The organism is Neorhizobium sp. NCHU2750 (genome assembly GCF_003597675.1).
GTDB lineage: Bacteria > Pseudomonadota > Alphaproteobacteria > Rhizobiales > Rhizobiaceae > Neorhizobium.
In genome coordinates this window covers 65,314-87,591 of the sequence record NZ_CP030827.1, presented here as the reverse complement: position 1 = coordinate 87,591, position 22,278 = coordinate 65,314, and the positions used below count along the sequence as shown (strand labels likewise).

The window sequence follows — 22,278 nt, the reverse complement described above, 5'->3', positions numbered from 1 at the left end:
TCGGCTCGCATCGCCGTGGCGGGACCCTGCCAGAAGAGACTTAAACAAACGAAAAGAGGCCCCTTGCGGAGCCTCTCTCGGGAATAACTGGGGCTGGCTTACATCCAGTAAGGCGGCACGCCGTAATAATCATAGATCGTTCGGTCCTTGGCGCGATACCAGCTCTCGTCTTCGAGGTCGTGATATCGGGGCGCGCCGGTGATCTGGTCCTTGGTCAGGTCGATGCGGTAACCGTCGAGCTGTTCGTCATAGCGCAGCTTTTCCCATGGCAGCGGGTAATAATCATCGCCGATGCCGAGGAAGCCGCCGAAGCTCAACACGGCATAACCGACGCGACCACCGCGCTTTTCAAGAAGAATGCGTTCGATCGAGCCGATCCTCTTGCCATCGGCGCCATAGACCGCCGTGCCTTCCACCTTGTCGCTGGCGATCAGCGACGGGGTATCCTTCACATAGGGATCCTGTCCCGGACGGGGTTCATGATGCAGCATGACATACCTCCTTGGGGTCGTTTTGCCTGTCACGATGATAGAACTATCGAGGGCAGCGATCGTTCCCACGACATGCGACAATTGACGCTTACGTTAAAGTCAGATAGCTGTCCGAGAATGGGGTGGTCTTTCCGATCGCCTGCGAATGACCTAATATAGGTTGCGGGGAAGTGGAGGACTTTTCCGCCGCCTTGAAACAATGCCAACGAGCATGGAGGATGCTCTCATGAACGAACAGGCGGCAAGAGCCCCGACCAATCCGCACAAGATTTGGCTCGCATCCTATCCGCCCGGCGTGCCGGAGGAGATACCCCCGCTGGCGCATCGTTCTCTCGGAGACCTGTTCGAGGAAAGCTGCTCGCGTTATGCCGACCGCCCGGCGTTTACCAGCATGGGCAAGACGCTGACCTTCCGTCAGCTGGAAGCCGAGAGTAGCAAGATCACCGCCTGGCTGCTCAGCCGCGGATTGCAAAAGGGTGACCGTGTTGCGGTGATGCTGCCGAACGTGCTGCAGAACCCGGTTATCGTCTATGGTATCCTTCGCGCCGGGCTCGTGGTGGTCAATGTCAATCCGCTCTATACGCCGCGCGAACTCGAATACCAGCTGAAGGATTCGGGCGCCAAGGCGCTTTTCATTTTGGAAAATTTCGCGGCGAACGCCGAGAAGGTGCTGCCGGCCACCGAGGTCAGACACGTGGTCGTGGCGACGATGGGCGACATGCTCGGCGCCAAGGGGCATATCGTCAATCTGGTCGTCCGCAAGGTCAAGAAGCTGGTGCCCCAATGGTCGCTGCCGGGGCATCTAAGTTTCAAGCAGGCGCTTGCGCAGGGAGCGCAGGCGGCAGCGACGGCGCCGCAACCGTTTGATGTCGGCCCTCACGACATTGCCTTCCTGCAATATACGGGCGGCACGACGGGCGTCTCGAAGGGCGCGATCCTTACCCATGCCAATCTGCTGGCCAACAGGGAGCAGATGGGGACATGGCTCGAGACCGCGTTCCTGACCAAGCCGCGACCGCATCAATTGCAGTTTCTCTGCGCGCTGCCGCTCTATCACATCTTCGCGCTGACGGTGAATTCGCTGATGGGGGTGGCGACAGGCAGTCATAACCTGTTGATCGCCAACCCGCGGGATATCCCTGCCTTCGTCAAGGAATTGCAGAGATATCCGGTGCATGTCTTTCCTGGCCTCAACACGCTGTTCAACGCACTGATGAACAATGCCGACTTCCAGAAACTCGACCATTCCTCGCTGATCCTCGTGTTCGGCGGCGGCATGTCGGTACAGCGGCCGGTGGCGGAGCGGTGGCTCGCCATGACCGGATCTCCGATCACCGAGGGTTACGGGCTGTCGGAGACATCGCCGGTCGCCACGGCCAATCGACTGGATACGACGGAATTTTCCGGCATGATCGGCCTGCCTGTCTCCTCGACCGAGATTTCGATCCGCGACGACGATGGCCACGAGGTGGAACTCGGCAATGTCGGCGAGATCTGCATTCGCGGGCCGCAGGTGATGGCAGGCTACTGGAACCGCCCGGACGAGACTGCCAAGGTGATGACGCCGGATGCCTTCTTCCGCACCGGCGACATGGGCTATATGGATGCCCGCGGCTATACCAAGATCGTCGACCGCAAGAAGGACATGATCCTCGTCTCCGGCTTCAACGTCTATCCGAACGAGGTCGAGGAAGTGGCAGCGATGCATCCAGGTGTCCTGGAATGCGCGGCAATCGGCATACCCGACCAGCATTCCGGCGAGGCGGTGAAGCTGTTCGTGGTGAAGAAGGACCCGGCGCTGACCGAAGCGGACGTGAAGGCCCATTGCGCCGCCAACCTGACCAATTACAAGCGGCCGCGCTTCATCGAATTCCGCGACCAGTTACCAAAGTCGAATGTGGGCAAGATCCTGCGGCGGGAATTGCGGTAGAGGTGCAACCGTTGCCCGGAGGCGACAGGCAGCGAAACATCGGTTTGCGAGCAACTGTAATATTCCGATTAACGGTAGACGGTAAGACAAAGCTTGGTTAGCGCTTCTGACGGAGCCGGGGAATGCTGTTGGAGTTCGCTTGCAAGACCGTGCCGGATTTTCGTTTCGCCTGATCGCCGTCGCCACCATTCTCGCCGCCCTTTCGGGCTGTGCGGGACGACCTCAGGGCGTGCTCATCCCCAGCACCGCGGCCGAGCCCGCCGGAGCCACCAAGGTCGACGTTCTGGTGGCGACCACCCGGCGGCCCAGCACCGTTCCCGGTGTCCTGTTTTCGGGAGAGCGCGGGAGCGAACCTGCAGTCACGGAGATCTCGGTTTCCATACCGCCGGACAAGAACCGCAAGGTGGGCCAGGTGGAATGGCCCCGCAAGCTTCCTGCAGATCCGAGCAAGGAATTTGCCACGCTGTCGGTCACGCCGATGAAGATGGATGACGCGAGGAGTTGGCTGCACGGCCATCTGACCAAGAGCCGGCGGGTGATGGTGTTCGTGCACGGCTTCAACAACCGCTACGAAGATGCCGTCTACCGGTTCGCCCAGATCGTCCACGATTCCAAGACGGATGCGACCCCTGTCCTGTTCACCTGGCCGTCGCGCGGCAGCATCTTCGCCTATAATTACGACAAGGAAAGCACCAACTATTCCCGTGACGCGCTGGAGAGCATGCTCAGGCGCCTCGCCACCGATCCGACGGTTGGCGAAGTCACGGTCATGGCTCATTCGATGGGATCGTGGCTGACGGTCGAGGCCTTGCGCCAGATGGCAATCCGCGACGGCCGTGTAGCGCCGAAGATCACCAATGTTATCCTTGCCTCACCCGATCTCGATGTCGACGTGTTCAGCCGGCAGTTTGCCGAGCTCGGCCCCAAGCATCCGCATTTCACCCTGTTCGTCTCTCAGGACGACCGGGCGCTCGGCCTGTCGCGCCGGATCTCCGGCAATATCGATCGGCTGGGCCAGGTCGACCCGACCGTCGAACCCTATCGCACCGAATTCGAGAAGGCGGGTATCGTCGTGCTCGACCTCACCAAGCTTCGCGGTGGCGACAGCCTGAACCATGGCAAGTTCGCCGAAAGTCCCGAAGTGGTAAAACTGATCGGCAATCGCCTGATCGACGGCCAGACGGTGACCGACAGCGATGTCGGGCTCGGTGAGCGGCTGGGGGCAGTCGCGCTCGGCACGGCACAGACCGTCGGCGGTGCTGCAAGCGTTGCCGTCAGCGCGCCGATCGCGGTGTTCGACCCGACGACGCGGCGTAATTACGACGAGCAGGTCAGCCGTTTTGGCCAGGCGGTGGGTAACACAGTAGAGACGGCGGTCGGACAGTAGGCAGACAATTGGCTGGCGGGTCACGCAAAAGACGCACCACCAGCGCTTGATTTGGACAAGAAAGCGAATAGGTTCCCGTACATCATTCTGCAGAATGCGAGGAAATCATGCAGACCATCGTCCAACAGCTCAAGGCAACCGCAGACGCTACCAAGGCGACGGACATTCGTGCCGCCTTCGCCAAGGATGCAGGCCGCTTCGAAAAATTCAGCGCCCGCTTCGACGACCTTACTATGGATTATTCGAAGACTGCGGTGAACGAGGAGATCCTCGCGCTGTTTGAAAAGCTTGCAGAGGCAGGCGGTGTGGCGAAGAAGCGCGAGGAGATGTTCTCCGGTGTCGCCATCAATTTCACCGAGGATCGCGCGGTGCTGCACACGGCGCTGCGCAACCGCTCCAACACCCCGGTTCTGGTCGACGGCCATGACGTGATGCCGGATGTCAACGCCGTGCTTGCCGCCATGGGCAAGTTTGCCGATGGCATCCGCTCCGGTGCGCTAAAGGGCGCCACCGGCAAGAAGATTACCGATGTCGTCAACATCGGGATCGGCGGCTCCGATCTCGGCCCGGTGATGACGACGCTGGCACTCGCCCCCTTCCATGACGGCCCGCGAGCCCATTTCGTCTCCAACGTCGACGGCGCCCATATCGCCGATACGCTGAAGCTGCTCGATGCCGAAACGACGCTGTTCATCATCGCATCGAAGACGTTCACGACGATCGAGACGATGACCAATGCCGCTTCGGCGCGCAAATTCATTGCCGACAAGCTGGGCGATGCGGCCGTGCAGCATCATTTCTGCGCCGTCTCCACCGCGCTCGACAAGGTGGCCGCCTTCGGTATCGATGCTCAACGGGTGTTCGGCTTCTGGGATTGGGTCGGCGGACGCTACTCGATCTGGTCGGCGATCGGCCTGCCGCTTATGATCGCCGTCGGACCGGAAAACTTCGGTCACTTCCTCGACGGCGCCCATGCGATGGACAACCATTTCCGGTCCGCACCGGTGCGCGAAAACCTGCCGATGCTGCTCGGCCTGATCGGCTTCTACCATCGCAACGTGCTGGGATACCCGACACGCGCAATCCTGCCCTATGACCAGCGCCTCCTGCGCTTCCCGGCCTATCTGCAGCAGCTCGACATGGAATCGAACGGCAAGGGTGTCACGATCGACGGCACACCGGTCGAGGGCAATTCCGGTCCGGTCGTCTGGGGTGAGCCCGGCACCAACGGCCAACACGCCTTCTATCAGCTGATCCACCAGGGCACGAGCATCATACCGGCCGAGTTCATGATTGCGGCAAACGGTTTCGAGCCGGAGCTGCGCCACCAGCATGACCTCCTGATCGCCAATTGCCTGGCGCAGTCGGAAGCGCTGATGAAGGGACGTACCTTCGAGGAAGCGAAAGCCCAGCTGACCTCCAAGGGCATGGACGACAAGAAGGCCGATTTCATCGCGCCGCATCGCGTGTTTACCGGCAATCGGCCGTCGATCACATTCGTGCATGACAAGCTGACGCCGTTCGCCTTCGGTCGTCTCGTGGCGCTTTACGAACACCGCGTCTTCGTCGAGGGCGTCCTGTTCCGCATCAACTCCTTCGACCAGTGGGGCGTGGAGCTTGGCAAGGAACTGGCAACCGGCCTGCTTCCTGTCGTCGAAGGCAAGGAAAGTGCTGCCGGCCATGACTCATCGACGCAAGGGTTGGTGAAGACCCTGGCCGGGTTGAAGAAGTAAGCAAGACAATCGCAACCAATAGAAAGCCCTCCGGAATCGCCTTTCCGGAGGGCTTTTTTGTTCGGATAGGATGTAGTGGTTACAATCCGATCTCGTGCGCGAAAGGTGGGTTTGCCCCTGCTCGCGAGACCGTGACGGCAGCGGCCTTGGCGCCGAGCGACAGCGCCTTGGCGATCTGGCCTTCGGTGAGGCTTGCAACCTGCGCCTTGGTGAGCAGGTTCTGCATCTTGAGAGAGGCCAGAATGCCGGCATCGAACGTGTCACCGGCGCCGACTGTGTCGACCACCGTCACCTTTTGGCTCGGCACCGTGACCTTGTGGCTTGCGGTGTAGCCAACGGCGCCTTCTGCACCGCGGGTGACCACGACGAGTTTTGCACCGTGATGCAGCCAGTGGCGGGCGAGCGTCTCCTCGTCGCCTTCAAGGCCGAACCAGGCCAGATCCTCATCCGAGAACTTCACGATATCCGACATCGCCGCCATGCGGCGGATACGGGCGAGATGGGACGCCTTGTCCTTGATGAAGCCGGGACGGATATTCGGATCGAGCGAGATGACTCGCTTTTCATGCTCCCGGACCATCAACGCCTCGTAGGTCGAGCCACAAGGTTCCGGGATGAGGCTGATCGCACCGAAATGCAGCGCCTCGCAATCGTCGCCGAGCGCCGGCAGATCGGCTTCGGTGATCATCCGGCCAGCGGTGTTTTCGTCGTAGAAGGCGTAGGAAGCGTGGCCGTCGACGAGCTTGACGAAGGCAATCGTCGTGGGTCGCGAAAGCGTGGCGCAATAGGAAAAGTCGACATGGCTCTGGCGCAGAGTATCGCGCAGGATGTCGCCCATCATGTCGTCGGACAGGCCGGTGAAGAAAGCTGCCGGGACGCCAAGGCGCCCCAACGCAATCGCAGTATTGAAGACGGCGCCACCGGCATAGGGCGAAAAGCCCCGCTCGCCCAGCGTCGTCTCACGCGGAAGCATGTCAATCAGGGCTTCGCCGCAGCACAGGATCATCGATTTCCTCCCGAAATCATTGTTTCACCCATCGATACCTGAGCTTTTATATCAATACTAGAGCGAAAGCTCAGTTACGCCGCCGTGGCGACCCGACCATGCCAGCGGCGCGTCGAGGAAGGATTCGACTTCCGACAGCGTCTTTTCGTCGAAGAGCTTCTGCTGACGGGCAACGGCCAGCACATTGCGCCAGGTGGCGATGTGGTGGAACTGAACCTTGCCATTGGCAAAGCGCTCGGCAACCTGCGGATACATGTCGTAGAAGAACAGCGACATGCCATGATCGACAACGCCACCGGCGGCACGGATCGCATCGATGAAGGTGAACATGCCGCCGCCGACCGTCACCAGATCCTCGATGACGAGGACGCGGGCGCCTTCCGGCAGATGCCCCTCGATCTGCGAGGCGCGGCCATGACCCTTGGGCTTCTTGCGGACATAGATCATCGGCAGGCCGAGGCGTTCGGACAGAAGCGCGGCAAACGGGATGCCGGCGGTTTCACCACCCGCGATACAGTCGAATTTCTCGAAACCGGCTTCGCGCAAAGCCGTCGCTGCGGCGAAATCCATGATGGTCGAGCGAACGCGCGGGAAGGAAAGCAGCTTGCGGCAATCGATATAGACCGGGCTCATCATGCCGGAGGAAAGCGTGTAGGGCTTGTCCGCACTGAAGTGCACGGCCCCGATTTCCCAAAGCATCTTGGCCATCAGTTCGGCCATTACATTCCGGTTGATAAATGTGGTCTGGATCATGCGCCCGCTCCTTGCCTGACTTTCCGCTTTTCGATGCAAGTCCGTACACGAAACCGCGTTCGCACTCTTGCCGGACATTGCTCAGAACCACGCGCCGCAATAGCAGCATGGTGAGGGGTTAGCCAGAGAAACAGCGCGAACGCCAAAAGTTTTAAGCAGGATCACGCGGAGGTGCGGCTATCGGCGACCGGCGCGATGGGAATGGACCGGAGGTAAGGAGCAAGCTCGACGCGGTCGCGACCGGCATTCTTGGCTTCGTAGAGCGCCGCGTCAGCGAGATTGAGAACGGTTTCGAACGGCTGGCCCTCGGGCAGGCCGACGGCGGCGCCGGCGCTGACGGTGCAGCGCAGCACATGACCGCCGACAACAATGTCGCGCGCAGCAAAGCGTCTGCGGATATCGTTGGCAATCCGCTCGGCACGGCCGGGCATGACCTCGCCGACGACCAGGGCAAACTCCTCGCCACCAAGCCTTGCGACACTGGCAGAGGGGATCAGTTCAGCCAGCAGATCCTGTGCAAAAATCCGCAGGACTTCGTCGCCGGCAGAGTGCCCGTAGCGATCGTTGATCGCCTTGAATCGATCAAGATCGAAGACGATCACGGCGGTCGAGACATTGAAGCTGCGGCCGCCATAGCGATCGAACAGGGCGCGGCGGTTCAGCAGGCCGGTCAGTGAATCGGTCATTGCCTCATGGCGATGAAGAGCTGCCATACGCCATTGGTGAAGAGCGAGCGACAGGGCACCGATACCCGTCATGCCGGCAATGCAGATGCCTACGTTCAGATTTTCAGCCCAGTTCTGCGGCGCATGACCGATACTGAGGCTGCCATCGTAAATCAGGACGGCGGCACATAGCGCAAAGGAAATTCCGCTGACGATGTAGAGGATGACCATGCCGCCAAGAGGTCCGGGAGCCTCCCGCCGCGCGGCCCAGTATTGAAGGCCGGTACCGATCAAGAGAAGTGCGGTCAGGACATTCATCATGATGATGCCAAGCCCATCCAGTCCCGTCAGGAACAATGGCAAGCCCAACGCCATGCTGACCAAGGAAACGTTTGCGGCCAGACGCCAGGGGCGCGCGGCAGTGCGGAACTGCACCGCCGCGGCATAGATCGTCGAGAAACCGCACATCAGAAGGCCGTAGGCAAGAGCGGCTGGGACGATGCCGGAGCTCTCCGTATAGGAACTATAGGCGACTATACCCGACACGACCAGGCACAGGGAAACAACAAGTGTCAGAAGAAAGGAATCCGTGCGGCGAGAAAACCATGTGCCGAGCAACGTAATCATCAGACATGCGGCCGATACACCGAGCGCAAGCAGAAGAGACTGATAATCGAGCATCATGCTGAATTTCTCTTCGAAGATTTATTCAATATCCGAGCGGAAGCTAAAGCCGGATTCTCTCCAAAGAGTTACCGCCGCACGTACAATCAGAATAATTGCAGGGCCTTTTCAGGCAACTTCAAATTTTAACCCGTAACATTCCAGAATAGCGGAAAGCCCGGATCAAAGACCGTGATCAGGCCCGCAGCCGTATCCCGCTTGCTCGGGAAGCTGACCTGAGTTTCCTGTTTCGTCAGCGTCATGGTCTGCTCGTTGGCCGCGAGGCCGTACCATGCGGGGCCATTCAATGACGCGAAGGCTTCCAGCTTGTTCAACGCGCCCTCATCCTCGAACACATGCGCGAGGCAGCTCATCGTATTGACCGAGGTGTAGATCCCGGCGCAGCCACAGGCGCATTCCTTTAGCGGATCGAGATGCGGGGCGGAATCGGTTCCAAGGAAGAAGCGGCTATCGCCGGAAGTGGCGGCCGCGCGCAGGGCAAGGCGATGGCTTTCGCGTTTGGCCACCGGCAGGCAGTAATAATGAGGCTTGATGCCGCCGACGAGAATGTCGTTGCGGTTGATGATCAGATGATGGGTGGTGATGGAGCCGGCAAGATTGGCCTTGGACGACTTGATGTAGTTAACGCCATCGGATGTGGTGACATGCTCCATCGTTACCTTCAGTTCGGGCAGGCGCTTGCGCAGCGGTTCCAGAACGGTTTCGATGAAGACGGCCTCGCGGTCGAAAATATCGACTTCGGGCGTTGTGACTTCTCCGTGAACGCAAAGGGGAAGGCCGATCTTCGCCATGCGTTCCAGAACCGGCATGACCTTTTCCAGGTTACGCACGCCACCATGGGAATTGGTGGTGGCGCCGGCGGGATAAAGCTTCACGGCGTGGATCAGGCCGCTCTTCTTGCCCGCCTCGACATCATCGGGGTTCGTATGCTCCGTCAGATAGAGCGTCATCAGCGGTTCGAACCTATGCCCGCTTGGCAGGGCTGCCATGATGCGCTCACGGTATGCTGCAGCGTCAGATGTGGTGACGACCGGCGGCACAAGGTTCGGCATGATGATCGCGCGGGCGAAATGAGCGCTCGTATCGGCGATGACGCCCTTGAGGACCTCACCATCACGCAGATGCAGGTGCCAATCGTCCGGGCGGCGAATAGTGAGCGTTTTCATCAGGCTGTTCCGTTGAGATTTTTTCCTCGCTTAGCATCAAAGCGGGAGGGAAGACAATCTCGGTCAGTCCCCGTTTCAGTCACGGGACGGGATCGGAACGTCCAATCAAGGAGAACCGGGCCGGATTATCGTTCACGAGATCGTGCTGGTTGCAGATGCGCCGAAAGGCACTTCATCGATGAGATGACGGAACAAGCGACGCTGTGCCGCGTTCGTTAAGCAATCAGAATTTGATTCGAAGTCGGAGCAAAGAATGAAATCCCGGGCCCTGAAAGTCAACAAGGGTTTTGCGATTACCACCGGCGCCGCAGTCGCGCTTATGGCGCTGACCGTTTCACCCGACGCCGCTGAGCGCAACACCCTCATCCTGGCATCCGCGCAGCAGAATGATTGCGATCGTCTGGCCGGCAGCCCCTACGACCAGCAGCGCAACGGAGCATTCGCGCCGGTCAATATCGCCGATATCGGTAGTGAAGCCGTTGAATCCTGCCGCACGGCTTTCGATGCCACCGGGAACCCCCGCTTTGCCTATCAGCTCGGCCGCGCGTTCAACCGCGCCGACGAGCCCGACAAGGCGATGAACGCCTATAACGTCGCGGCGAAGGACGGTTATGCGGCAGCGATGGTCAATTACGGCATGCTGATGGGGCGCCTCGGCGACGACAAGGCGGAGATCAGCTACTATCAGAAGGCAGCCGACAACGGCAACGTATTGGCAGCCTACAATCTCGGCGTCGCTTATCGCGATGGCCTCGGAACAACGGCCAATGTGAAGACGGCGCTCGACTGGTTCGAGAAGGCTGCGGCCGCAGGCGACGACACGGCCGCGTTCAACATCGGCTCGATCTATGATGAGGGCAAGCTTGTGCCCGCCGACGACCAGACGGCCATCGCATGGTACGATCTGGCAGCCCAACGCGGCAATGTCGATGCAATGATCAACCTTGCCATCATGTACGAGACCGGCGAGGGCATTACGGCGAACATGCAAAAGGCTGCCGACCTCTATCGCCAGGCGGCAGAAAAGGGCGACATGTTCGGCGCCAGCAAGTACATACAGCTCCAGGAACTCGGCATCGTTCCGGCACCCTCGCAGGAGGACGTGGAAGGTGTGAGCTCGCTGGTTCTGAAGCAGGGTGATGTCGAAACACCGGCCAAGGCCGACAGCGAGATCTAATAGGTCCCGCTGTCGCGATTTATGGCAAAGCCGTTCTCAGATGTCGCCCGCCGAAGGACCCCAGACATCGGTCATGGCAAAGCCGTCGGCCAGCGGATCGAACGGGTCGAGCGCCACCTGGTGAAGCCCGAAGGTGAAACCGCGGCCGGCAATCGTCGGGATGATCGCGGGCTTGCCGGCGACGACAGTCTCTCCAGCCAAACCGACTTCAAACTGTGTCCCGATGATTGAGCGCGACAGGAAGGTGTCGCCGACCTTTACCTTGCCTCGCGCATGGAGCGTGGCCAAGTTGGAGGAATTTCCGGTACCGCAGGGAGAGCGATCTGCCCTGCCCGGCCACATGGTCGTGCAGGTGCGCACGGTGCCGTCAGCCTCCGTATCGCGGAACATGATATAGGCAACGCCGGAGATTGCCGGGATTTCCGGATGAACGACCGGGATCTGGCGATTGACCAGATCCTTGAGGATCATGCCGGCCTGCACGAGTGCCGCTGCATTCTTCTTTTCAATGGTCAGCCCGATCTGGGAAACATCGACAAGCCCGTAGAAGATACCGCCATAGGCGATGTCGAGGGTGATCTCGCCCCATTCGGGCGTCTGCAGCTTCACGTCCAGTTCATGGACGAAAGACGGCACCATGGTGAGCTTGACCTTCTCGCAACGCCCGTCGCGGCAGGTGGCAACGGCGCGGACGAGGCCGGCCGCTGTTTCCAGCGTGACGATCGTCTCCGGCTCCTTCATCTCGACGATACCCGCCTCAAGAAGAGCGGTGGTTGCGCAGATGGAGTTCGATCCCGAACTCGCATGCGCCTGATCCGGCTGGAGAATGACAAAGGCCGCATCGGCATCGGGGTGCTTGGGAGGAAGAAGTAGGTTGACAGAGCCGATCGGCGTGCCCCGCGGCTCAAGGCAGAGAAAGCGGCGCAGTTCCTGGCCCTTCGGATCGGAATTCAGCCAGGCCAGCTGGTCGGCGACAGTGTTGCCGGGAATCTTGGGGACACCGCCGATAGCGACACGGCCAATCTCACCCTCCGCGTGAACATCCAGCAACTGGATCGTACGCTTCCATCTCATTAATGCTTACTCCAAAAGATCCTCTCGCGGCCGCCTGAAGCAATCGACCGACGTGTCTGACCATGCGGTTACGGATAGCGCAATGCGTATCCCCTGGCCGTCGGCGGAGCAACATGTTTCAGTTCAACAGAAGGATATGCGTTCGATTCGCCATTCAGGCTTCACGCCGCGAAATCAGCGGGGAAAATTCAGACTGGGCCTACGGCGCCAATCTAATTTCATCCGGAATGAGAAGGAAGAAAGAATGGCGCACCCGAAGAGATTCGAACTCCTGACCCCCAGATTCGTAGTCTGGTGCTCTATCCAGCTGAGCTACGGGTGCGTCTGTCAGCGGTGTGTTCCGCTGGCGTGGCGATCCTCTAAAGGCTGCCGCAGAAGATTGCAAGCGGTTTTGCGGAGAATAATGTCATTTTGCCGTCACGAATTTAACAAGCCTTTGTTTATTAAAGTAAATTCATAGCGCGCGGGCGCGATAGTCATCAAGCGATACCGGCCGGTCTGGAATTTCGATGCGGAACTGCGTGCCCGGACCGGGCTTTTCGACCAGCGCGATCGTGCCGCCATGGGCAAGCACCAGTTCGCGGGCGATGACCAGGCCAAGGCCGGTACCGCCCGAGCGGGCAGAACCGCGAAATGCCGAGAAGAGGTTCTCCCTCGCCTTGCGCGGCATGCCGGGTCCGGTGTCGTCGATCGTGATACCTACGACACTTCCCAGGCGATGCGCCGAGATCGTCACGCGGCGTTGCGCCTTCGGATCAGCCATGTCATGCGTCAACAGCGCCTGGACGGCGTTACGCGAGATGTTGTGAATGACGCGGAATATCTGTTCGCTGTCACAATCTATCTCCAGATCGGAAGAGATCTGCTCGACAAACTCGATGCGCGAATCGGGATCTATCGCCAGCATGTCACGGACCTCCTGGCAGAGGTCGGACAGGTTGACCCGGCGGCGGCGCGGCGCCCCCTCGGAAGCCTGCCCATAGGCGAGGACCTCGTTGGTATAGCCCACAGCCCGGTCGATGGTACGCAGGAGCTTCGGCGCGAAGCTTCTGACCATGGGATCCTCGACATCCGTCAGGCGGTCCGACATCAGCTGGGCCGATGCCAGAATGTTGCGCATGTCGTGGTTGATCTTCGATACGGCGAGACCGAGGTCGGCCAGGTTCTTCTGCTGTCGGAGGGTTCGCTGAAGCTGCACCTGCATGGCTGTCAGGTGGCGTCCTGCCACCGCGAGTTCGCCACGCGATCGATCACCGGCAAAGACGCGGTACGGATCCTCGGGCTGCTCGGAGAAGAGCTGCATGCTGTGGGTCAGCCGCCGGATCGGAGAAATCATCATCCGGTTGATCGCAAGGAAGATCAGCACCGACGTGATCAGCGAAATCAGCAGTGAGATGAAGAACATCTTCTTGGCGTATTTCAGCATGTCGGTGCGCAACGCCTTGTCGGTCATGACCAGTTCAATGATCATGTCGCTGTCGCCGATCGGGCCGAAGACGCGCATGACGCGGTCGCCGCCGAAGGCCAGCGTATCGAGTGCGTCGCGCATCGAGCCTAGGAAGGATGTGTGGGCGAGATCGTATTGCGCATCGATCTCCGGCGGCACTTCCGTTGCGGCCAAGAGGCGCGACGTGCCATCCTTACGCAACGCCAGGACCTTGGTGCCGGTGGCAAGGAGAGTATCGTTCTGCACCGCACGGGGAAGTTCTGCCGGCTGCAGACCGTCGATCACGATGCCGGCCGCCGCAGCGGTATCAAGGCGATCACGCAGCCAGTTCATCCGCATGCCGGCCATGGACGGCATGAAGATCAGAATTTCGGCGAGCATTACGAAAATGATCGTCAGCCACAGCAACCGCCCAGAAAGACCACGCAAAACAGTCGGCATCGGGCCTGGCCCGGCGCCTTCCGGCGATGCTTCCTTACGGTCCGAGGTGTGAACCCCGCTGTCCATATGGATCTCCAATTCCAGGCAAGGTGTCTCGACTGCCTGCAGATGCGACCATTTTACCGCGTCACCAAAATTTGAACAGCCCCGGGGGCGTCGCTCACGGTTCCGTTGGTGCGTGCCAGGTGACGAAACACGCTGGACCGGATAGCGGGTGCTTGTGCCTCCAGCGTCAGACGAGGACTCGCCGGCCATACCATCCAGCGCATTCGAGACGCTAGACCGCTGGATTGCTGCGGCGCACAAGATTATGAAAACGCAAGACAAATATGACGGATCGCCCGAAGGGCCCGGTCAATATTTCATCCGTTCTCCATGTCTCACTCATACCTGAGGCAACGATCCGACGGCATCGGAAAATACAAAAGCGGGGACACGATGACCCCCGCCTTAAATTTCGGTAATGTTTGTTTTTTCGCTCAGAATTCTTCCCAATCGGTTGCAACGCTGGCCGTCGTGGCAACCGCAGCCCCTCCTCCAAAAGCTCGAGACAGTGCACCGGTCATTGCCCTGACGGGTGATTTACGGGGCGTATGGCCGGCGACGGCCTGAGCAAGAGCAGGACGCGCCGGCGTACCCATCCTCGGTGCGGCATTCGAGCCCGCCGCAATCTTGAACTGCGACACCAGCCGATAGAGGGCATCCGCCTCGGAAGAGAGCTTGCTGGTCGCAGCCGAGCTTTCCTCGACCATGGCAGCATTCTGCTGGGTGACCTGATCCATCTGGTTTACCGCCGTATTGACCTCGGCAAGACCGGTCGACTGTTCGCGCGATGCAACGGCGATCGACTGGATGTGATCGTTGATGCGGGCGACGCGAACTTCTATCTCCGACAGAGCCTCGCCCGTCTGCTGCACAAGCTTCACGCCGCCGGCAACCTCTTCTCCCGATTTGGCGATCAAAGCCTTGATATCTTTTGCGGCGCTTGCCGAGCGCTGGGCAAGCTCGCGGACTTCCTGGGCGACGACGGCAAAGCCCTTGCCGGCCTCACCGGCGCGTGCTGCCTCGACGCCTGCATTCAGCGCCAGGAGATTGGTCTGGAAGGCAATCTCGTCGATGACATTGGTGATCTGGGCGATCTCGCCCGAGGCCTGCTCGATCCGCCCCATGGCGGCAACCGCGTTGCGGACCACCGCGCCGGACTGTGCGGCACTTTCCTTGGCTTCGCCGACCATGATGGTAGCCTCGTTGGCGCGCTCGGTCGACGTCTTGACGACAGAGGTTATCTCATCGAGCGCCGCAGAGGTCTGTTCGAGCGCTGCAGCCTGCTGCTCGGTGCGCCGTGAAAGATCGTTGGAGGCACTGCTGATCTCTGCCGATCCGTTGTTCATGGCGCCTGATGCATCGAGCACCTTGCCGATGGTGGATTGCAGCGTCTCCATCGTGGCGTTGACGTTATGCTGCAGTTCCGCGAATGCGCCCTTGAACTCGCCCCGCATGCTGTCCGTCAGATCGCCGTCCGACAGGCTTCGAACGACACGGCGGGTCTCGGATACACCCGCGTCCACGCTTGCGATCAACTGGTCGATATTCCGGCCGACACGGTCGAGGCTTTCGACGCCCCACTGCTTGTCGATGCGCCGCGTAAAGTCGCCTTCAGCCGCGGCGGAGACAACACTTGCCATGCGCGCCTGAAGATCATCATTCTTGGCCTTCATGCCCGCTTCGGCGCTTGTCATGCGGGCGACTTCAAGGCCATTGGTCTTGAACACCTCGACCGCAGCGGCCATGTCGCCGATCTCATCCTTGCGGCCGGAGAAGGGCACGGCTGCGTCATAATCGCCTTCGGCCAGGCGCCCCATGGCGGAGGTGAGGCGCAAAATCGGCTGACTGACCTGGCGGCCGAGATAAAGACCGAAAGCGAGGCCACCGCCAACACCGACAATCGCAACGATCAACACGGAATAGAAGATCAGGTTACCGAAGGCACTCATTTGCGCACTTAGTGTAGCGAGATCAGCGAGATCGGATGCCACCACCTTGTCGATGTCCGCCTGATAGGCCGTGCGGTTGGCCCGATTGACGCTATTATTCCCTTGGGTATTTGCGGCTTCCGGTCCCTGTTGCGCACCAATGCGCACCGTCTCGCTGCGGATGGCCTTGAAATCCTTGAACCCCGCAACCAGCTTGTCGAACTCCGACTTTTGCGCCGGGGGAACGACCGCCGCCCAATCGGCAATCAGCTTTTCCATGTTCCCGAGGCTCTTGATGACATTGTCACCATAGGGCTTGGTCGCTTCGATCGTGTCCGCGGCATAAATACCGCGCGCATCCATGACAACAGCCGTCACCAGGCGATTGAGGCGCTCGCCCTTGTAGACCCGGTCGGCAATATCGGCATAGGCCTGCTGCTTGTTGTGATATTCAGTCACGGCAAAGATGGACAGGCCGGCAATAATACACGCGACCAGGCTCATCAGCCCGACAAGAAGATTGATCTTTGCTGCAACTCTCACGACTACCCCTCCAATAAGCCGCAGAGAATATCGGGGCCTTCCCGCTACTCCTGATGGGCCAGAAATAGCATCGAGTTGTTAATAAGCCCTGAGTGCAACCAAAACCGCGAAAACAGCCACCAAGAGGAAAATCAATACGCGGCGGAATACAATCTCAGGAAGAAGTTTTCGTCCTGAGGCTCCGTGGAGATGACATTTGCAAAATTCGACCAGAAATTCGCAACCATAGCGGATCATTCAAATAACTTAATTATTAATAATTGAATTTTATTTTCCTTATATTATGACCCTTGTCTCGAGGCCTCTGCGGCTTTCCGCCGGTGGCAATTGACTTTCAGTCCCAACCTGACCTATATGCCCGCGCGCTCAAACGGCGGGCTGCCACGGCAATTCCGCCCATTGCGCATTTTCCGAAACGCTTTTGCTTCCTTGAGAAGCAATACCCAAGAAGGGCCGCACACCGCGGTATTAAATAAATGAAGCGTACCTACCAACCGTCCAAGCTTGTTCGCAAGCGTCGTCACGGTTTTCGTGCCCGCATGGCTACCAAGGGTGGCCGTAAGGTTCTTTCTGCCCGTCGCGCACGCGGCCGCGCTCGTCTGTCGGCCTAACGGCCGACTTGCCCGGACCGGGCAGTGACGACGTCTGATGATACGAAAAGCACTGTCGGGCGGCTGAAAAGCCGGCCGCAGTTTCTTGCTGTTCGCGGGGGCGAGGCCCGGCGCGGCAGAACCTTTCTCCTCGAAGTTCTCGACCGGAAACAATCCGGCGAGCCGCCACGTGTCGGCTTCACCGTTACCAAGAAGCATGGCAATGCCGTCGAGCGCAACAGAATGCGCCGTCGCCTCCGTGAGGCCGTGCGCACCGGCGCCGGGTTTGCAATGCAAAGCGGACACGACTATGTGATTGTCGCGCGCAGAGATGTTCTGAGCATTCCCTTTTCAGAACTGACAGAACAGCTTGTCGCGCGCGTAGAAGGCAGGCAGAAACCAAAGCCGGCCGCAGGGGTCCCGTCCAGGAAAGCATGATGGAAAACAAGAGAAATTACTTCATCGCGATCGCACTTTCGGTGGTGATCGTCATTGCCTGGCAGTTCCTCTATATGAATCCGCGCATGGAAGCCCAGCGGAAGGCCGAAGAAGCTCAGCAGGCACAGCAGGCTGCGCAGAACGCCGCCAAGACCACGACTGCCGGGAGTGCAACAGCGACGACGGGCAACCTTCCCAATGCCGGCCCTGCCCAGGCTACGGCCACCAGAGAACAGGCACTGGCGAAATCCGAGCGCGTGCAGATCGACACGCCGGCGATTTCCGGTTCGATCAACCTCACAGGCGCACGCTTCGACGACCTGAAGCTTCGCGACTATCATGAGACCGTCGACAACTCGAGCCCGATCATCACGCTGTTTTCGCCCGCCGATACGGCGGAAGGATATTACAGCGAACTGGGCTATGTCGGCAGCGACAACAGCGGTGCCACCCCCGGCCCGACCACCAAGTGGACGGTCGCCAGCGGCGACAAGCTGACCGCCACCACTCCGGTCACGCTCAGCTATACCAACGACAATGGCGTGGTCTTTACCCGCACGATTTCGGTCGATGAGCATTACATGCTGACCGTCGACGACAAGATCCAGAATCCGGGCAGCGCACCGGTTACGCTGTCCGCCTATGGTCGCGTGACGCGCAACAACAAGCCTTCGACGCCGTCCGTGTGGGTCATCCATGAGGGCTTCCTCGGCTATATCGGCGCCGACGGCAGCCTGAGCGAGCACACCTACGCCAATGTCGAGAAGGAAGCCGTCACGAACGCGAAGGCGACGGGTGGCTGGCTCGGGATTACCGACAAGTACTGGGCCGCGACGATCATCCCGCCTCAGTCGATGGCTTACGACAGCCGCTTCACGCACTTTACCGATGGCCAGCCGCGCTACCAGGCCGACTACAAGGGTGATGCCGTCACCATTCAGCCAGGCCAGACGACCGAACTGAAGAACATGGTCTTCGCCGGCGCCAAGGAAGTGCCGCTGATCGATCAGTATCGCGATCAGGGCGTTCCGCATTTCGATCTCGTCATCGACTGGGGCTGGTTCTACTTCATCACCAAGCCGATGTTCATGCTGATGGACTTCTTCTTCCGTCATGTCGGAAACTTCGGCGTCGCCATCCTACTGACGACCGTGGTGGTGAAGCTGCTGTTCTTCCCGCTGGCCAGCAAGCAGTATGCTTCGATGGCCAACATGAAGCGCATGCAGCCGAAAATGGAAGAGCTGAAGGCCAAGCACGGCGACGACCGCATGGCGCTACAGCAGGCAACGATGGCACTCTACAAGGAAGAGAAGATCAACCCGATCGCCGGTTGCTGGCCGGTCGTGTTGCAGATCCCGATCTTCTTCTCGCTCTACAAGGTGATCTACACCACGATCGAGATGCGCCACGCGCCGTTCTTCGGCTGGATCCAGGACCTCTCGGCGCCGGACCCGACCTCGCTGTTCAACCTCTTCGGCGCACTGCCGTATGACGTACCGCATTTCCTGATGATCGGCGTATGGCCGATCGTGATGGGCATCACGATGTTCCTGCAGATGCGCATGAACCCGACGCCGCCGGATCCGACCCAGGCAATGCTGTTCACCTGGATGCCGCTCGTCTTCACCTATATGCTGGCCTCGTTCCCCTCGGGTCTCGTGATCTATTGGGCCTGGAACAACACTCTGTCGGTGACCCAGCAGGCGGTGATCATGAAGCGCCATGGCGCCAAGATCGAGCTGTTCGACAATCTGAAGACGCTGTTCAAGCGAAAGCCGGCGCCAACGAAATAAAGCCTCGAAAACCCCGGCATCGTCCGGGGTTTTCTTTTGGTTGCGAGACAAAGCATTCCTTGATTGCAGCCCGATCTAGGCAGAAGCCTTGACATTGCCGGCCAAAACCCGGAATCCAGCCGCTCACCACAAGAAGGACGAGACAACCGATGGCAGACGACACGACAAACGGCGAGCGCCCGCTTTTCGGCCGTCCCTGGATCTTCATCCGCGGCGTGCCGTCGATGAAATTCCTGCCGCCGGAAGGCCCGTTCGAGGTGGCCTTTGCCGGCCGCTCGAATGTCGGCAAATCATCGCTGATCAATGCGCTGGTCGGCCAGAAGGGACTGGCGCGGACATCCAACACGCCGGGCCGCACGCAGGAACTCAACTATTTCGTGCCGGACGGCTATTCCGGTGAAGCCGGTGACCTGCCGCCGATGGCGCTGGTCGACATGCCGGGCTATGGCTATGCGCAGGCGCCGAAGGAACATGTCGATGCCTGGACGAAGCTCGTCTTCGACTATCTGCGCGGTCGCGCCACGCTGAAGCGCGTCTATGTGCTGATCGACAGCCGCCACGGCCTGAAGAAGAACGATGACGAAGTACTGGATCTGCTCGACAAGTCGGCCGTCTCCTACCAGATCGTGCTGACCAAGACCGACAAGATCAAGGAACCGGCGGTTCCCAAGCTGATTGCCGAGACGCTGGAAAAGATCCGCAAACGCCCCGCCGCCTACCCGGAAGTGCTTTCCACCTCATCGGAAAAGGGCAAGGGCGTGGACGAGCTGCGCGAGGCAATCGTCGAAGCGGTGACACCGAAGATCTAGGGCAATCCCTGCGCTTATCGGGAGAACAGAAATCCGGCCGCCCTCAGGAAGAACGGCCGGATCGCGATGCAAGCTGCAGGTTCGGGCGAACGGCGCTTACATCTTGGGAAGAAGAACCTTGTCGATGACATGAATGACGCCGTTCGACTGCTTGACGTCGGCGATCGTCACATGTGCGACGCCACCGGTTTCGTCGGTCAGGGTGATCTTGCCCATGCTTTCCTTGGCCTTCAGGATGCAGCCGCCGACGGTCTTGACGTCATGCGTACCCTTGTCGTCCTTGATCATCTTCTCGATCGTCTTCGACATGGCGTCGGCCGCGACGACATGGCAGGTCAGGACCTTGACCAGTTGCGCCTTGTTTTCCGGTTTCAGCAGGTTGTCGACCGTGCCTTTCGGCAGGGCTGCGAAGGCTTCGTTGGTCGGGGCGAAAACGGTGAACGGCCCCTTGCCTTCGAGCGTCCCGACCAGGCCGGCGGCCTTGACGGCGGCGACCAGCGTGGTGTGGTCCTTGGAGTTCATCGCGTTCTCGACGATATTCTTGTTCTCGTACATTGCAGCGCCGCCGACCTTGGGGTTGGCAGCCTCGGCGCCGACAGCGAGTGCGGAGATTGCGGTTGCAATCGCGAATGTGCGGAATGTGGACCTGAACATGACTTCCTCTTCCTCCCGAAGGATCTGTCGCCCCGGCGCGGATGCGCGCCTTCCAAGGCTTGCCGTCCCGACTTCAGCGGAGACACAGCAAGAGACGAAAGGCCGGCGAAAAGAGTTTCAGAGGCCATGAAAAAAGCGGCCTGAAATTTTCAAGCCGCTGATTCCGATACCTTATTTCTAAGTCAGATACCCTGCGCCTTGCCGGAGGCGACCACCGGCCCCGTGGGTTGCCCGGTCGGAGACCCACCGACAGGCTCGACACTGACGGCCAAGGTGACGCCATTCTTCAGGCGCGGGCGCAAGCCGACGGGGATACGGACAGAGCTTTCACCCGTCTGAGGCAGGACGCCGAGCGATACCGGCGCACCACCATTGTCCGGCACCAGCCAGAGCTGCAGCGAATGCGCATCGGCGGCCCGCGCGGCCACCGGCAACAATTGGAGCTGGCCATTGCCGCTGTCGTAGCGCGCCATCATGCCGACCGGGTTGGCTGCGTCACCGCTCAACTGTGCCACCAGTGTCTGCGAGGACGGCAATTCGCCAATCCAGCCTGACTGGAACGACGCGTAGACCGCCAGCAGTGCCAGGGATGCAAGTGTCAGGCCGCGCCACAGGGCAAGAGAGTTCCACATTCTGCCCGGCAGGCGCACCGGCTGCCGAGCCGCCTTGGCAGAAAACAATCGCGCCTCGATGCGGGAAAACGCCTTGGACGGCGGCATTTCTTCGCCGTAGTCGCCATCGAAGGAAGAGAGATTTTCCTGCCAGTTGGCGACCATGGCGGCAAACTGCCGATCCTCCCGCATGCGCGCTTCGACATTGCGTCTTTCGGCGTGCGGCAGGACGCCTAAAACATACTCTCCGGCCAGAAGCTGGTCGCGTGAGCGATCTCCTTCGCTTTGTTCCGGCTTGCTCATCGATCGAGACACTCTCTCAGTTTCATCAGGCTGCGGCGCAGCCATGTACGCATCGTATTGATCGGCACGCCGTGAAGGTCGGCCAGTTCCTGATAGGTCAGACCTTCAACATAGGCGCTGCGCACCGCTCCGGCACGATCAGGATCCAACTCCGCCATGCACCTGTCAATGCGCTTGCCTTCCCATTTCGTCATCGCCGCCTGTTCGGGGCCCGGAGCCGGATCGGCGATCTGCCAATCGTCATCCGGGCTCTCGCCCGCCGGGCGACGAGCCCTCAACACATCAATAGAATGGTTTCTCGCGATCGTCACGAGCCATGCCATCACACTATGGCCTGCCGCGGCAAAACGCCCGGCTCTCTGCCAGATTTTGACGAAGACTTCCTGCAGCGCATCTTCGGCCTCGCCACGATCCTTGAGGATACGAAGGCAGACGGAAAAAAGTTTCGGTGCGACATGCGAATAAAGTTCGGCAAAAGCTGCCCTGTCGCGCAATGCCACGCGACCGACGAGGGCGGCGATGTCATTTTCCGATGCCAAATCAACCTCCCGAGCCGATGGCGGGCCGCAGGCGCCCACTCTTCACCTGCTACGATCGAAACTTGCCACCA

The 22,278-nt window shown here is 60.0% G+C and carries 19 protein-coding genes and 1 tRNA gene; 8 read left to right on the top strand and 12 right to left on the bottom strand.

Annotated elements, in window-relative coordinates; all coding sequences use genetic code 11:
* Nucleotides 1-98: 98 nt before the first annotated feature.
* Nucleotides 99-491, bottom strand: a complete 393-nt coding sequence (locus NCHU2750_RS00425; RefSeq protein WP_119938643.1) for a PRC-barrel domain-containing protein — start codon at nt 489-491, stop codon at nt 99-101.
* 226 nt (nt 492-717) lie between these two features.
* Between NCHU2750_RS00425 and NCHU2750_RS00420 the strand changes: the two genes are divergently transcribed.
* From NCHU2750_RS00420 to pgi, 3 genes are all read left to right on the top strand, one after another.
* On the top strand, nt 718-2,421 hold the full coding sequence (locus NCHU2750_RS00420) for a long-chain-fatty-acid--CoA ligase (RefSeq protein WP_119942773.1): 1,704 nt from the start codon (nt 718-720) through the stop codon (nt 2,419-2,421).
* A gap of 139 nt (nt 2,422-2,560) precedes the next feature.
* Entirely contained in the window at nt 2,561-3,808 is a 1,248-nt protein-coding gene (locus tag NCHU2750_RS00415) for an alpha/beta hydrolase (RefSeq protein WP_119938642.1), read from the top strand.
* A gap of 107 nt (nt 3,809-3,915) precedes the next feature.
* Nucleotides 3,916-5,541, top strand: coding sequence for a glucose-6-phosphate isomerase (gene pgi, locus NCHU2750_RS00410; RefSeq protein WP_119938641.1), 1,626 nt, complete (start codon nt 3,916-3,918; stop codon nt 5,539-5,541).
* A gap of 79 nt (nt 5,542-5,620) precedes the next feature.
* Here the strand turns inward: pgi and NCHU2750_RS00405 are convergent, their stop codons facing one another.
* From NCHU2750_RS00405 to pyrC, 4 genes are all read right to left on the bottom strand, one after another.
* Nucleotides 5,621-6,547: a carbohydrate kinase family protein gene (locus NCHU2750_RS00405; RefSeq protein ID WP_119938640.1), complete on the bottom strand. Its 927-nt coding sequence runs from the start codon at nt 6,545-6,547 to the stop codon at nt 5,621-5,623.
* A gap of 57 nt (nt 6,548-6,604) precedes the next feature.
* Complete coding sequence (locus NCHU2750_RS00400; RefSeq protein ID WP_119938639.1) at nt 6,605-7,300, bottom strand: orotate phosphoribosyltransferase; 696 nt, start codon at nt 7,298-7,300, stop codon at nt 6,605-6,607.
* Between the two features lie 161 nt (nt 7,301-7,461).
* Nucleotides 7,462-8,649 (bottom strand): GGDEF domain-containing protein, encoded by a 1,188-nt coding sequence (locus NCHU2750_RS00395; RefSeq protein ID WP_119938638.1) that lies wholly within the window; start codon nt 8,647-8,649, stop codon nt 7,462-7,464.
* A gap of 125 nt (nt 8,650-8,774) precedes the next feature.
* On the bottom strand, nt 8,775-9,815 hold the full coding sequence (gene pyrC / locus NCHU2750_RS00390) for a dihydroorotase (protein ID WP_119938637.1): 1,041 nt from the start codon (nt 9,813-9,815) through the stop codon (nt 8,775-8,777).
* Nucleotides 9,816-10,068: 253 nt separating this feature from the next.
* Here pyrC and NCHU2750_RS00385 point away from each other — a divergent pair, with 253 nt between their 5' ends.
* The gene (locus NCHU2750_RS00385) at nt 10,069-10,992 is read left to right on the top strand and encodes a tetratricopeptide repeat protein (RefSeq protein ID WP_119938636.1); all 924 of its coding nucleotides are present in this window, start codon (nt 10,069-10,071) and stop codon (nt 10,990-10,992) included.
* A gap of 36 nt (nt 10,993-11,028) precedes the next feature.
* On the opposite strand, the gene NCHU2750_RS00380 is transcribed toward NCHU2750_RS00385, so the two are convergent.
* The 4 genes from NCHU2750_RS00380 to NCHU2750_RS00365 form a co-directional block, all read right to left on the bottom strand.
* A complete protein-coding gene (locus NCHU2750_RS00380) occupies nt 11,029-12,066 on the bottom strand; it encodes a 4-hydroxyproline epimerase (protein WP_119938635.1) in 1,038 nt (345 codons plus the stop codon).
* Between the two features lie 245 nt (nt 12,067-12,311).
* Nucleotides 12,312-12,388 (bottom strand) — tRNA-Arg (locus tag NCHU2750_RS00375).
* Nucleotides 12,389-12,520: 132 nt separating this feature from the next.
* Nucleotides 12,521-14,020, bottom strand: a complete 1,500-nt coding sequence (locus tag NCHU2750_RS00370) for a sensor histidine kinase (protein ID WP_119938634.1) — start codon at nt 14,018-14,020, stop codon at nt 12,521-12,523.
* Between the two features lie 413 nt (nt 14,021-14,433).
* Nucleotides 14,434-16,470, bottom strand: coding sequence for a methyl-accepting chemotaxis protein (locus NCHU2750_RS00365; protein ID WP_119938633.1), 2,037 nt, complete (start codon nt 16,468-16,470; stop codon nt 14,434-14,436).
* Nucleotides 16,471-16,946: 476 nt separating this feature from the next.
* Here NCHU2750_RS00365 and rpmH point away from each other — a divergent pair, with 476 nt between their 5' ends.
* The 4 genes from rpmH to yihA all read left to right on the top strand — a co-directional run bounded on the left by rpmH (nt 16,947) and on the right by yihA (nt 20,100).
* Nucleotides 16,947-17,081 (top strand): 50S ribosomal protein L34, encoded by a 135-nt coding sequence (gene rpmH / locus NCHU2750_RS00360; protein ID WP_117195397.1) that lies wholly within the window; start codon nt 16,947-16,949, stop codon nt 17,079-17,081.
* Between the two features lie 24 nt (nt 17,082-17,105).
* Complete coding sequence (gene rnpA, locus NCHU2750_RS00355; protein ID WP_119938632.1) at nt 17,106-17,498, top strand: ribonuclease P protein component; 393 nt, start codon at nt 17,106-17,108, stop codon at nt 17,496-17,498.
* Entirely contained in the window at nt 17,498-19,291 is a 1,794-nt protein-coding gene (gene yidC, locus NCHU2750_RS00350; RefSeq protein WP_119938631.1) for a membrane protein insertase YidC, read from the top strand. Before rnpA ends, yidC begins: the two co-directional genes overlap by 1 nt.
* A 149-nt stretch (nt 19,292-19,440) precedes the next feature.
* A complete protein-coding gene (gene yihA / locus NCHU2750_RS00345) occupies nt 19,441-20,100 on the top strand; it encodes a ribosome biogenesis GTP-binding protein YihA/YsxC (protein ID WP_119938630.1) in 660 nt (219 codons plus the stop codon).
* 96 nt (nt 20,101-20,196) lie between these two features.
* On the opposite strand, the gene NCHU2750_RS00340 is transcribed toward yihA, so the two are convergent.
* The 3 genes from NCHU2750_RS00340 to NCHU2750_RS00330 form a co-directional block, all read right to left on the bottom strand.
* Nucleotides 20,197-20,754, bottom strand: coding sequence for a fasciclin domain-containing protein (locus NCHU2750_RS00340; RefSeq protein ID WP_119938629.1), 558 nt, complete (start codon nt 20,752-20,754; stop codon nt 20,197-20,199).
* Nucleotides 20,755-20,936: 182 nt separating this feature from the next.
* Nucleotides 20,937-21,668: an anti-sigma factor gene (locus tag NCHU2750_RS00335; RefSeq protein WP_119938628.1), complete on the bottom strand. Its 732-nt coding sequence runs from the start codon at nt 21,666-21,668 to the stop codon at nt 20,937-20,939.
* Nucleotides 21,665-22,207 carry a sigma-70 family RNA polymerase sigma factor gene (locus NCHU2750_RS00330; RefSeq protein ID WP_119938627.1) on the bottom strand — a complete coding sequence of 181 codons (543 nt, stop codon included), beginning with the start codon at nt 22,205-22,207 and terminating at the stop codon, nt 21,665-21,667. The genes NCHU2750_RS00335 and NCHU2750_RS00330 overlap by 4 nt, the downstream gene beginning before the upstream one ends.
* Nucleotides 22,208-22,278 lie beyond the last annotated feature (71 nt).

Excerpts from the sequence above, each read along its gene's own strand:
- NCHU2750_RS00340 (WP_119938629.1), bottom strand. The coding sequence starts at position 20,754 with ATGTTCAGGTCCACATTCCGCACATTCGCGATTGCAACCGCAATCTCC.
- pyrC (WP_119938637.1), bottom strand. The coding sequence starts at position 9,815 with ATGAAAACGCTCACTATTCGCCGCCCGGACGATTGGCACCTGCATCTG.
- yidC (WP_119938631.1), top strand. The coding sequence starts at position 17,498 with ATGGAAAACAAGAGAAATTACTTCATCGCGATCGCACTTTCGGTGGTG.
- rpmH (WP_117195397.1), top strand. The coding sequence starts at position 16,947 with ATGAAGCGTACCTACCAACCGTCCAAGCTTGTTCGCAAGCGTCGTCAC.
- NCHU2750_RS00380 (WP_119938635.1), bottom strand. The coding sequence starts at position 12,066 with ATGAGATGGAAGCGTACGATCCAGTTGCTGGATGTTCACGCGGAGGGT.
- NCHU2750_RS00400 (WP_119938639.1), bottom strand. The coding sequence starts at position 7,300 with ATGATCCAGACCACATTTATCAACCGGAATGTAATGGCCGAACTGATG.
- NCHU2750_RS00335 (WP_119938628.1), bottom strand. The coding sequence starts at position 21,668 with ATGAGCAAGCCGGAACAAAGCGAAGGAGATCGCTCACGCGACCAGCTT.
- pgi (WP_119938641.1), top strand. The coding sequence starts at position 3,916 with ATGCAGACCATCGTCCAACAGCTCAAGGCAACCGCAGACGCTACCAAG.
- NCHU2750_RS00395 (WP_119938638.1), bottom strand. The coding sequence starts at position 8,649 with ATGATGCTCGATTATCAGTCTCTTCTGCTTGCGCTCGGTGTATCGGCC.
- NCHU2750_RS00425 (WP_119938643.1), bottom strand. The coding sequence starts at position 491 with ATGCTGCATCATGAACCCCGTCCGGGACAGGATCCCTATGTGAAGGAT.
- NCHU2750_RS00370 (WP_119938634.1), bottom strand. The coding sequence starts at position 14,020 with ATGGACAGCGGGGTTCACACCTCGGACCGTAAGGAAGCATCGCCGGAA.
- yihA (WP_119938630.1), top strand. The coding sequence starts at position 19,441 with ATGGCAGACGACACGACAAACGGCGAGCGCCCGCTTTTCGGCCGTCCC.
- NCHU2750_RS00405 (WP_119938640.1), bottom strand. The coding sequence starts at position 6,547 with ATGATCCTGTGCTGCGGCGAAGCCCTGATTGACATGCTTCCGCGTGAG.
- NCHU2750_RS00385 (WP_119938636.1), top strand. The coding sequence starts at position 10,069 with ATGAAATCCCGGGCCCTGAAAGTCAACAAGGGTTTTGCGATTACCACC.
- NCHU2750_RS00420 (WP_119942773.1), top strand. The coding sequence starts at position 718 with ATGAACGAACAGGCGGCAAGAGCCCCGACCAATCCGCACAAGATTTGG.